6 protein-coding genes are annotated in these 12,678 nt (G+C 36.0%); all 6 read right to left on the reverse strand.

The genetic code is table 11. The features are described from left to right. Positions 1 to 54 precede the first annotated feature (54 nt). Positions 55 to 594: a peptide-methionine (S)-S-oxide reductase MsrA gene (msrA, locus tag ACQ654_RS15575; protein WP_430411268.1), complete on the reverse strand. Its 540-nt coding sequence runs from the start codon at positions 592 to 594 to the stop codon at positions 55 to 57. Between the two features lie 1,343 nt (positions 595 to 1,937). After that, complete coding sequence (locus tag ACQ654_RS15580) at positions 1,938 to 3,374, reverse strand: alpha-amylase family glycosyl hydrolase (protein ID WP_430411269.1); 1,437 nt, start codon at positions 3,372 to 3,374, stop codon at positions 1,938 to 1,940. A gap of 41 nt (positions 3,375 to 3,415) precedes the next feature. Continuing rightward, on the reverse strand, positions 3,416 to 5,806 hold the full coding sequence (locus ACQ654_RS15585) for a TIM-barrel domain-containing protein (protein WP_430411270.1): 2,391 nt from the start codon (positions 5,804 to 5,806) through the stop codon (positions 3,416 to 3,418). 27 nt (positions 5,807 to 5,833) lie between these two features. Continuing rightward, entirely contained in the window at positions 5,834 to 7,924 is a 2,091-nt protein-coding gene (locus ACQ654_RS15590; RefSeq protein WP_430411271.1) for an alpha/beta hydrolase, read from the reverse strand. An 86-nt stretch (positions 7,925 to 8,010) separates the two neighbouring features. Next, positions 8,011 to 9,975, reverse strand: coding sequence for a glycoside hydrolase family 13 protein (locus ACQ654_RS15595; protein WP_430411272.1), 1,965 nt, complete (start codon positions 9,973 to 9,975; stop codon positions 8,011 to 8,013). Between the two features lie 363 nt (positions 9,976 to 10,338). After that, complete coding sequence (locus ACQ654_RS15600) at positions 10,339 to 12,648, reverse strand: glycoside hydrolase family 65 protein (protein ID WP_430411273.1); 2,310 nt, start codon at positions 12,646 to 12,648, stop codon at positions 10,339 to 10,341. Positions 12,649 to 12,678 lie beyond the last annotated feature (30 nt).

Here is a 12,678-nt window from a genome sequence, read left to right on the forward strand (position 1 = left end):
TTATCAAATTGGTTATTATAATAAGTTTTAATGTCTAAACAAAGAAAACAAAATCTACTTCAACTTCTCCCCAAACAACTGTCGTAACTTCGTTAATTTAGGCGTAATCACATAACTGCAATAACCTTGTTGTGGATTTGATCTATAATAATCTTGATGTTCAGCTTCGGCTTCATAAAAAGGTTCTAAGGCAGTAACTTCCGTTACAATTGGTTCCTCATAATAATCTGCCATTTGTTGCAATACAGCTTCGGCAATCGTACGTTGTTCTTCAGTATGATAAAAAATTACAGAACGATACTGTGTTCCCACATCAGCTCCTTGTCTATTTAATGTTGTAGGATCGTGTGTTGCCATAAACATAATCAGAATTTCTTCAAACGAAACAACATTCGCATCAAACGTTAACTGAATCACTTCCGCATGTCCAGTAAGTCCTGAACAAATCTCTCTATATGTAGGTTTCCCTGGAACTGTTCCGCCACTATAGCCAGAAATGACGGTTTTTACACCTTTTACTTCCTGAAAAACGGCTTCAGTACACCAAAAACATCCGCCACCAATTGTTGCTGTTTGTATATTTTTACCTTCCATAAATGTATAATACTATTCTTTTAGAGCAGTACAAAGATACTCATAAAACACATGAAATAATATCATGCAACTAAACTCATTTATCACAATTAGTCGAAATACGTTACAAAACTTAACTTTACATCTCTATACAAATGATACACAAAAACACTGTCAAAATTGTCACAAAATAATGTTGTTTTTTGTAGTATAAGACTAACAAAACCAAGAGTCTTGTCACAACTTTGTCAATTTTCTCTACATTCATCTATAAAAAGTATTCATTCATCGAAGGTTTGATGGTTATTGTCTAATATATAGGGTTTTATATGTCTGAGAATAGTATATTTGAACTTAACTTTTTTTCATGGTTAAAGTAATTTATTGGTTATAAATTATTTCCCTTATTACCCTAAGACCCCAAATAAGAATAACCAATTTTTGGTAAAAGAAAAGAGCTTCCGTAAGGAGGCTCTTTTTGATTAATGAAACTAGCTTTTGAAAAGCTTGCGAAAGCGCATTCAAAAGTGTAGTTGAATTAATTCCGCTGTAGAGCGGAATCTGCTAAAACATTTTGCTAATTCCCCATAACTTCAAAATTCATTATAACAACGTAATTTCTGAAAAGCTTGCGAAAGCGCATTCAAAAGTGTAGTTGAATTAATTCCGCTGTAGAGCGGAATCTGCTAAAACATTTTGTTAATTCCCCATAACTTCAAAGTTCATTATAACAACGTAATTTCTGAAAAGCTTGCGAAAGCGCATTCAAAAGTGTAGTTGAATTAATTCCGCTGTAGAGCGGAATCTGCTAAAACATTTTGCTAATTTCCTATAACTTCAAAATTCATTATAACAACGTAATTTCTGAAAAGCTTGCGAAAGCGCATTCAAAAGTGTAGTTGAATTAATTCCGCTGTAGAGCGGAATCTGCTAAAACATTTTGCTAATTCCCCATAACTTCAAAATTCATTATAACAACGTAATTTCTGAAAAGCTTGCGAAAGCGCATTCATAAGTGTAGTTGAATTAATTCCCCTGTAAAGGGGAATCTCAATATATTTTCCCGTTAGTTTTTTCGTTTTACTATCTTTTGTCTTGATACAAAAGAAACAAAAAATCAATTCCGCCCGCAGGAAATTGCTGCGCACCATTCAATCGCTAAGCTACATGCGTTGCGCTATCGCGCCGCACTTCCGCTTGCTTCTTCATTATTTCTTCGGACAGACGTAAGATATCATTGTAACTTTTTTCTTTTTGACTTCAGTATCTGAGCCCATAAAAGCTATAACGTTTATGTTTCTCAATGACCACAAATAATCTAACTTCTAACAGCGAAGCGGTCTAAAATCTAATAGTGAAACGGTCTAATTTACTAAAACAAAATACTGCCAAGGTTGTAATGTAATATCTTGTCCTTCTTTAAATATAACAGTATCACCATTTATATAGTTTGAAAAACTTCCTGTAAGTTCAATTTTAGTAATTACAGCTTCATTAGAAAGATTTGCAATATAATAGATAGCTTTTCCATCTTTCTCACGTTTAAAAGCTAATACTTTATCCTCTAGGCTTGTAGAAAGTTTAGTGTATGAGGCTGCATTTTTTCCACCATGCAATGCAACATGTGTGTTTTTCAAACTTCCCAACTTGTCTAACAATGGCCACATAGCTCCTTTTGTTTTTGGAATTTCATCTTTCTCAAAAAACTTCAAACGATGTTTCATATCATATTCCTGTCCAGAATAAATTAACGGCATTCCTGGAGCTACATAAATCAACGCTGTAAACGCTTCTCCAGCTTTACCCATGCGTTCTTCAATAGTTCCATTCCAAGAATTCTCATCGTGATTCGTTACAAAATTCATTAAAATATCATCTTCTTCATACAATGAATCAATCTGTTGCATACGTTTGTCCCAATCTGCAACCGTTTCTTCTCCTTTAGCTATATGATTCATTCGGTGATGTGTGTCCCAGCCATATGCCATATCAAATAAATTACCTTTCAATAATGCTGGTTCCCAAGCTTCTGCTAACATAAAAATATCTTTGGTAGCGCGTAATTGTGGAATGGCTTCTTCCCAAAAATCAGTCGGTACGGAACCTGCAACATCACAACGGAAACCATCAATGCCTTCGTCTGTAAGCCAATATTTCATGTCTTTAATCATGGCTTTGCGCAATGCTGCATTGTCATAATTCAAATCGGCAACATCTGCCCAGCCAACAGGAATTCCATCTTCATTCAACGGATCTGTAATTTCTCCTTTAGCATTTTTTGTATAAAATTCAGGATTTGTCTTTAACCACGTATGATCCCAACCGGTATGATTTGGAACCCAATCCAAAATCACATACATATCATTTTCATGTGCAGTTTTGACTAATTTTCTAAAATCGTCAATCGTTCCAAATTCAGGATTAATCTTAGTAAAATCAGAAACTGCATAGTAACTTCCTAAGTATTTCTTGCGTTCTTCAGGATCTTCAATTTTACTTGCAAAATCGCCGCCTGTAGCTTTACGTTTGGTTTCTGAAATAGGAAAAACAGGCATCAGCCAAATAATTTTTACACCTAATTGTCGTAACTGTGGAATATCTTTTGTGAACGCATCAAACGAACCTTCTTTTGAATATTGCCTAATATTTGCTTCGTAAATAACAGCGTTTTCCATCATGTCACTTGAAACTGTGGCAATTGCTTTTTCTTTCGTTTCAGGTGTTTTTTCAGCTTCTTTTTTTTCCGTTTTACACGAAATAAATAACAGCGTTGTGATTAAAAATAAAGTTAGTTTTTTCATTCTATGTTAGTTTATAAATGATATGTAAAATAAGTTTGGTTTTATAGTTTAATAACAATTTCTCGTTCTTTTTTAGTGTTCCAACGAATGTTGAATGTAACGGTTTGATTGTTTTTATTCCAATCAAATTTGACACGTCTTCCGCGAAATTTTATCTTTCTAGGTTTTTTGTTGATGTTATGAATAACTACTTGAATTTCTTTCGTACTAGTTGCATAATTTTTACCAGTTTCTGCTTCCAATTCAATTTCTAATTGATCTTTCTCAAACTCACTTTCAAACTCCAACAATTCATACATTCCTTTTTCGAAAGCATTTTTAGTTTCACCATCATCAATATACATTTCACGTTCACTTTTGGCACTACTTTTATCGTGATAATAATGAAGACTAAACACATTTGGATTATAATCTGCTGTGCTTTGCATCCGTGTTGCTATTGGAATAAAAGCACCAGCCCGAACATACACAGGAATTAAATTTTCTTGCGTAGTCACCATTTTCGTTTGTCCACCAAGTACCTTTTCATCTGTCTCAAAGTCAAACCAAACGGCATCTTTCGGAAAATAAACTTCTTTCGTTTGCACACTATCTTTTACAATTGGTGTGACTAAAAAATCGTTGCCCCATAAATATGTAGAAACATTAGTGTACAATGCTTTATTATCATCATCTTCAAAAAATAATGGACGCATTAACGGCGTTCCTTTTTGATTATTTTCAAAAGCAATCGTATAATTATACGGCAATAATTGATAACGCAATTCAATGGCTTGTTTGGCTAATTCTTTCGCTCTTGCGGAACGAAATACAGGTTCACTCGGAACTTCTTCTTGTGCATGTGGTCTGTAAATTGGTTGAAAAACGCCGTATTGCAACCAACGCGTGTATAAATTATCGTTCAAATTAGCGCCAGCAAAACCACCCAAATCAGAATGCATATAGCCTAAACCTTGCATGCCCATTTGAAGCGCAATTTCTGGTTGCGATTGCAATCCGCCCCAAGTTCTATTTACGTCGCCCGACCAAGGAATGAGTCCGTATCGTTGCGAACCCGAATAGCCTGCACGCATCAAAATAAACGGGCGCACATTCGGAAAATCCTTTGCATAGCCTTCATAAATTAATCGTGCCCAATCGTGTCCGTAACTATTGTGTTTTTCGTTGGCTGTTCCGGTATGGTGTAATAACTTTTCAGGATGCACTTCTGGTTCTCCTAAATCGCCCCAAATACCTGCAACACCTAGTTCTGCGAGTTCTTTATAAATTCCCCAAAACCATTTTTCTCCTTTCGGATTGTAAATATCAATCAAGCCCGTATTTCCAAAATAGAAATCGAATTTATAGGGTTTTCCCACAGAATCTTTGGCTAAAACGCCCAAGTTTGACGCTTCATACCAACGTTTTGAAGTTGTTAGCACAAACGGTTCTGTAATAAAAATTGTTTTCACACCTTGATCATTAAAATCTTTAATCATTTGCTTCGCATCAGGAAACGAATCTTTGTACACTTGTAAATTTCCCATCGTTCCTTTGATGTCTTTTCCAAACCAATACAAATCTAAAATCACAGCATCTACAGGAATTTTTTCATCTTTAAATGCTTTAATCGTAGCTTCAGTTTCTGCTTGCGAATGATAGCCAAATCGACTCGAAAAGTTTCCAAATGCCCAACGTGGAGGCAACGGTTGTTTTCCTGTCAAATCTGTATAATTATCAATCACATCAATCCAAGAATTGCCCGTAATTACTTGATACGTTTTACGTCCCGAAATGGTTTCGTACGTAAGTGTATTATCTTTTTTACTGTCTAAATCTAAATAACCAATTGGTGCATTGTCAAAATGAATGATATACACATTAGAAGACATCACAATTGGCAAGGTAAAATTCATCAATTCGGAACGTGTTTCATATCCATAATGCGCTCTGTTGTAGAGTTTCAGGCGATTTCCACGACGGTTCATGCCTAATGCTCGTGCGCCGCCGCCCATGAGAATTTCATCTTTTGTTACATTGAAATCAATAGCTTCGCCACCATCCACTTTTTGATAGCCGTTTTTCTCAGAAATGATGAGTTTTCCTTGATATTCGTAATTAATTTGAAATGGTAACACGGTAATTACAGCCGAAATTCCTTCTGTTTTAAATACAATTTGCTGTTTATCTTCCCAAAATTCAGTCTTTGGTATGGTAGGTTTCATTACAACCGCATGCGAATCATTTTGTGTAGTTTCTCCTTTCGGGATAAACGTCGTTTCAATAATTTCATCCGAATAGGCTTTTATATGATACGTTCCGTCCGTAACAGTTACAGTTAATGAAGCATTCGTTTCATCGTATGCAGTAACAGAAACTTGACGTTTGTAGTTTTGTGCAACTGAAAATTGCCAACACACACATGATATGAATAGTATTTTTAATAGTTTCATCGGTTAGTTCTTTTACAAATAATTTTTTTAATCAGTGTCAACTGCCCATTTAGGGTCTTTTAGCAAAAATGTAAACGGAATGTGCAATCGTTTTTGCCAAGAAATTTCCGAATGATCGGTGCCTTCAAAGAATACATTTTTATAATTGCTATCTGTATATCCTTTTTTCTTAAAAATTGCATCCACCGTTTCTGCATATTGCGGATAGTATTGATCTAAGGTTTTGTTTCCGTAATCAAAATAAAAACGATGTGTTTTTGGTGAAGGTACATGGTCACTCATATACGCAAAAAATGTATCTGGAATTGGATTATCTTCCATGGGCATTATACCAACCCAATGTGTCGAAATACACGCTGCGGCACTAAAAATTTCAGGATATTCGCACATGGCATACATCGAAATTAATCCGCCCATACTTGAACCCGCAACAAATGTATGTTCACGATCGGTTTTGGTTGCATACGTGTTGTCAATGTACGGTTTCAGTTCTTTGGTCAAGAATTTTAAATAATTATCTGCGTTGAATACTAAGCTAAAATTATTTGCTTCCGCTTTGGCGCGAATGTTCTTTTGTGTTTCCACATTTAAATAATCGAATGCTTTTTGCGGGAAATAATCTTGCCAACGAATTGCAGGAATATTGTATGGAGCAACCACAATAAAATCGATTACTGTTGCTTCATTCATTAATTTTGAAGCTACTTCGTCTACTTGCCATTCTTGCTTGTTCCAAGTGGTGTTTCCGTCGAACAAATTTTGTCCATCGTGCATGTATAAAACAGCATATTTTTTGTCTGTTGAATAATTTTCGGGCAACCAAACATCTACATTTCTTGGACGTATATATTCCGAAGGAAAGTCTGCTACACGCATGAGTTTTCCACCAGCTAATGTTGCTGTTTTTACTTCAGTAGCAATTGGTTTTTTAGTAGTTGGCTGAATTTTTACATGATCGGCAAATAGCCAAAGTATTGCTTTTTTAAATTCGCTTCGCCAAAAAGCTTCACTATGTGTTCCACTTGGCGTGATTTGTACATAGAAATTAGCTTTTGGAAAACCGTTTGTTTGCATGGCGTCTACAACATTTCCTAAATCTTTGACCATGTTTCCACCTTCTTTTTCGCCCATTACGTAGTAAAGTTTGGAATTTTTGGCTTCTGCCAGATGTTCTTTTGTAAACGGAATTATTTCATCAGAAAACCAAAACGAAGGCGAAAAAATACCAGCTTTTCCAAACACATTAGGATATTTAAAAGCGGCATAATGCGATATTAATCCGCCCATGGAACTTCCCATGATTCCTGTGTTTTTGGCTTCTGGTTTTGTTCTGTACTTTGCGTCAATAGCAGGTTTTAAGGTGTATGCAATAAAATCAATATATTGTTTTCCTTTAGGTTTACCGTGTTTTTCATGTTTCCAAGGTGTGTATTCTTGCATGCGTTTTTCGCTATTGTCAATAGCAACCACAATGATATCCAAACCATTAATTTGATGCAACCTGTTCAATGTTTCATCAACTTCCCATTCGCCCGAATACGAAGTCGCCTTGTCAAATACATTTTGTCCATCATGTATGTATACTACTGGATATGATGTTGTTGATTGCGCATAGTTTGGTGGCAGATATACTTGAATTTTTCGTGTTGTGTTTAGTTGTGGAATTTCAACTGCTTCTGCAAACGTTTCTACATTGGGTTGTTTGGTAGAAAGTGTTTCGTTAGCATTTCCGTTTGCCCAAGCGCCAATAGAAATGTTAATTGTTTCAGGATTTTCCTTGAAAGAATATGTTCTATTTTCTAAATTTTTACCTTTTGCATCCAATTCAACACTTTCCCAAGTTCCGAGCGTAAATTTATAAAGAATGGTTTCTTTATGATTTGGAAGCGTAATGCTGTATGTTTTGTCTTTTTTATCTAGTTTTAATTCCGATCTTCCGCCAGACCAACCTTCAAAATCACCAGAAATATAGATGTCTTTTGAATAATCATGATTAGTTGGCAAATCGTCCACAATTATTGTGACAGATTTTTTTCCATCAGTTCGATCTTCTTTTTGTTGTCCTTTACATGAAAAGCAACATAAAGAGAGTATGAGTATGACTAGTTTTGTTTTCATGTTTTGTTTTTTGGATTCCTGTCTACGTAGGAATGACAGGCTTTATCTTATTTGTCATATCGAGCGCAGTCGAGATACATTTAAAATTACTTCGTTGTCAAAATAATACTTCCTTTCTTCGTCAACTCAATATCGTCATTCCATATAAATGTTTCTCCTGTAATTACATTTTTTAACGTTTTCCCTGTCAAATTCATTTCTGCATACCGTTTGAGATCAATAGTAATAGGTTTTTTATTTTTGTTGATGATATGTACAACCGTTTCGTCACCTAAGGTTCTGAATAAGAAATAGGTTCCCATAAAAGGTGCAAAATGTGTTGTTTTTCCATCGTGAATGGCTTTACTAGTTTTACGGAAATTTAATAGTTTTTTGAGATAGCTTTGCATGTCTTTTTGCTGAACAGATAATCCTTCACCCGTAAATGCATTTGCAGTATCGCCTTTCCAACCGCCAGGAAAATCAGTTCGTATTAAACCGTGATCGCCAGGTTTTTCAAAGTCGTTCATTAATATTTCGGTTCCGTAATAAATTTGTGGAATTCGTGGCAACACCAATTGATAACTCAACGCCATTTTTGTGTTTGGAATATCTCCATTGAGTTGTGTAAAGATGCGACTCATATCGTGATTGTCTGGAAATATCATGATGTCTTTTGGATTGGTATAGTGAAAATCATTTGCCAAACCTTCATATATTTTTACCAAGCCTTTGTCCCAAGATTCTTCTTCGTTGAAAGCTTCAACCGTTTTCCCTTGCATGGCAAAATCCATTGTCGATTTTAAATTACTTTCATATCCATCTTTATTGTTTGCGCCAGTTTGCCAGTAACCAATGAGTAATGGATTGGAACTCCATTCTTCACCAACAATAGAAAAGTTTGGATATTCTGTCATAATCGCACCTGCCCATTTGCTCATAAATTCTTTGTCAGGATATGGATACGTATCTTGACGAATTCCGCCAAGTCCTAGAGCTTCAATCCACCAAATACTGTTTTGAATGATGTATGTTGCCATGTATGGATTTCGCTGATTTAGATCGGGCATTGCGCTTACAAACCAGCCATTTGCCATACCTTCTTTATCACCTTTAGAAGCATACAAATCTTGATTGGAAGTTCTTCTATGATTTGAATGTATTGTTTTTTCACCGTTTTCAAATGCTGTTTGATAGTTTACCCAATCGTTAAACGGTAAGTCTTTCATCCACCAATGTTCTAATCCGCAATGATTTGCCACTTGATCCATAACGAGTTTCATGCCTTTCTTTCTAGCTTCATCTGCCAATTCTCGGTATTCGGCAAAGGTTCCAAAACGTGGATCAACTTCGTAATAATCTGTAATTGCGTATCCGTGATATGAAGATTTAGGCATGTCGTTTGTGAGTAACGGACACGACCAAATTGCCGTAAAACCTAAATCGTTAATATAGTTTAAATGTTGTGTAATTCCTCTGATATCGCCACCATGCCGTGCATAATCGTCTTTTCGGTTGATGGTTGCTTCTTTGAGAAGCGTAACTTTTTCACCTGTTTCTGTCATTCCTGATTTTTTTAGTGGAATGTCGTTTGATGTGTCTCCATTGGCAAATCGGTCAGGTGTGATAAGATATAAAACGTCCGAGCTATCAAAACCTATATAGTCTTCCGCTGGTTTTTCACGTTGTTTGAGTTCGTAGGTTTGCGTAAGTTTTGTGCCGTTTTCGGATTTGAATGTAATGTTGAATTTTCCGGGTTTGGTATTTTTTGAGATGTCTAGATTAATGAATAGATAGTTTGGACTTTCGCCTTTTTTTGAATTTTCTATTTTGATTCCTGCATATGAGATTTCGGGTGTTGTTTTGGCAATTTCAGGATGTTTTACGAGTAGTTGTAGTTTGGTGTTTTTGAAACCTGTCCACCAATATGGAGGTTCTATTCGGTTGATTTCGTTTGCGGTTTCTGTTACTTCTGTTGATGAAATGTTAGTCGTATCAATATTCGTTTTTTCTTCTTTTGTATTGCAAGAGAAGAAAAACGTAAGTAGTGTAGCTATGATTATTTTTTTCATCTGATTGTTTTTTTGTTGTCATTCCGCACTTGATGCGGAATCCACTTTGTTTTCTGTAGATTCCTGCCTGCGTAGGAATGACATCACTATTAGTAAACAGTTAGAAAATCAAGAAGTACTTGGCTTTAAAGTACTTCTCGATACAAAATTTTTTCAAAATTTCACTCGAAGTGACGTTTTTGCATCGTCAGATCGAGTGGAAAATGTGACAGCATTTTTTGTATAGAGATTTATTTTATACCTCAATACTCAATACTATTTCCAGAGTCCTAGTCCTGATTACAGCGGCATCCTTTTTTTGCTTTGCTATATGGCAAAAAAAGATACAGCGGAAAGCAGGAAATAGCTCCAAATTCTTTTTATTTATGACACAGTGACCAAATCGTTTGGTGAAACGGCTACTTTTTTTCCATCGACAAGAATGACTAAATCGCCACCTTTTTCGAGTTCGAACGAAGTTCCGTTGTGTGTAACGTTTATTTTGAGTATGTGATTTCTATAGTTTACTTTGAATGAATAGCCTTTCCATTGCCATGGAATTCGCGGTTCAAACGATAGTGTGTCATTTTTCATACGCATGCCGCCAAATCCTTCCACAATACTCATCCACGTTCCTGCCATGGATGTGATGTGTAAACCTTCTTCCACTTCTTTATTGTAATCGTCCAAATCTAAACGAGATGTTCGTAAGTAGAATGTGTATGCCATGTCCATTTTGTCCAGTTTTGCCGCTTGAATACTGTGAACGCATGGTGAAAGTGACGATTCGTGCACTGTATATGGCTCGTAGAAATCGAAATGTTTTTCGAGTGCTTGTTTGGTGAAATGATCTTCAAAGAAGTAGAAACCTTGTAAGGTATCGGCTTGTTTGATGTATGGCGAACGTAAGATGCGGTCCCAACTCCATTTTTGATTGATTGGACGTTGTGTTTGGTCTAAATCGGCAACGCTTACTAAGTCTTTGTCTAGGAAGCCATCTTGTTGTAAGTACACGCCGTATTGTTCACTGTATGGATAGTACATGTTTTCGGCAACTTCCATCCAAGAAGATATTTCTTGCTCCGAAAGACGTACTTTTTGCATGATACGATCGTAATCGTCTGTATATTCTTGTTTTACTTTTTGAATGTGTTCTTGTGCAAATTTTATACACCATTGTGCAATGTAGTTTGTGTACCAATTGTTGTTTACGTTGTTTTCATATTCGTTTGGACCTGTAACTCCAAGAATTACATATTTGTCTTTTGCTGTTGAAAACGTAGCTCTTTGATGCCAAAAACGTGCAATTCCGATCATGACTTCTAAGCCCATTTCTGGAATGTAACTATAATCGCCTGTGTACCGTGTGTAGTTGTAAATGGCAAATGCAATAGCGCCGTTTCGATGAATTTCCTCAAAAGTAATTTCCCACTCATTGTGGCATTCTTCTCCATTCATGGTGACCATTGGATATAATGCTGCGCCATTGTTGAACCCAAGTTTTTGGGCATTTTCAATAGCTTTTTCCAAATGATTGTAACGGTATTGTAATAGGTTACGTGCTACTTGCTGATCTTTCGTCGTCATATAGAAAGGAATGCAATAGGCTTCCGTATCCCAATACGTACTTCCGCCATATTTTTCGCCTGTGAATCCTTTTGGACCAATGTTGAGACGTGAATCTTTTCCTAAATACGTTTGGTTGAGTTGAAAGATGTTGAAACGAATTCCTTGTTGCGCTTTTACATCACCTTCTATGGTAATGTCTGCCATTTTCCAAATTTTTGCCCATGCATCTTTTTGCTTTTCTAATAGAGTATTAAACCCTAGAGAAGCGGCATTTTGCAATGCTTTTTTAGCGGCATCAACAAGGTTGTATTTGTCGTGATTTGTGCAAACCGTATAACCTCCATATTTGTGTATGGTAAAGGTTTGATTTGCTTTTACTTGTTGTGTATAGTGAAACGAAATTTCTGTTGATTTTTCAGACACATTCGTTGGTAAGTCTAGTGTTTTGTCGTCTAGTTTGAGTTCTGTTTGCATGAAGGTACATGCGTAGAAGTCGGTTTTTAGTGTTTTTGCAACAATAAACGCTTGGTTGTTTGCTGCTTTTACTTGAATGGTTTCCCAGAATTTTTCTTCCCAGTTGGCATCTTCATTTTTGATTCCGGCATCTAAGTAAGGCGTATATTTTATGGTTACATCATTTGAAATTGGTTTGATGCTGTATGCAATGGCACCAACTTCGTCAATGTCTAAACTTAAGAATCGTTTTGCGATTACTTCTATTTGAATGTCATTTTGCAACGTTGCTGTAAATGAGCGTTCGTACCAACCTTCTTTCATGTTGAGTTCGCGACGGAAGTTTGCTACTTTTTTACAGTTGAATAAGTCAAGCATTTCATCGTTGATGGACACATTTATTCCAATCCAATTTGGAGCGTTGAGTACTTTTGCAAAGTATTCTGGATAGCCGTTTTTCCACCATCCAACTTTTGTTTTATCAGGATAATATACTCCTGCAATGTAACTTCCCTGAAACGTTGGTCCAGAGTAGTATTCTTCAAAATTAGCTCGTTGTCCCATAGCGCCGTTTCCGATGCTGAAGAGACTTTCGGAAGATTTTACACTTTCGGTGTCAAATCCTTCTTCGATGATGGACCAGTTATCTGGCTGTATATAATTCTGATTCATTTCTTTTTTAAGATGTTAGATAATAGATTC

The sequence above is a fragment of the Kordia sp. genome, from assembly GCF_965283645.1.
Lineage (GTDB): Bacteria > Bacteroidota > Bacteroidia > Flavobacteriales > Flavobacteriaceae > Kordia.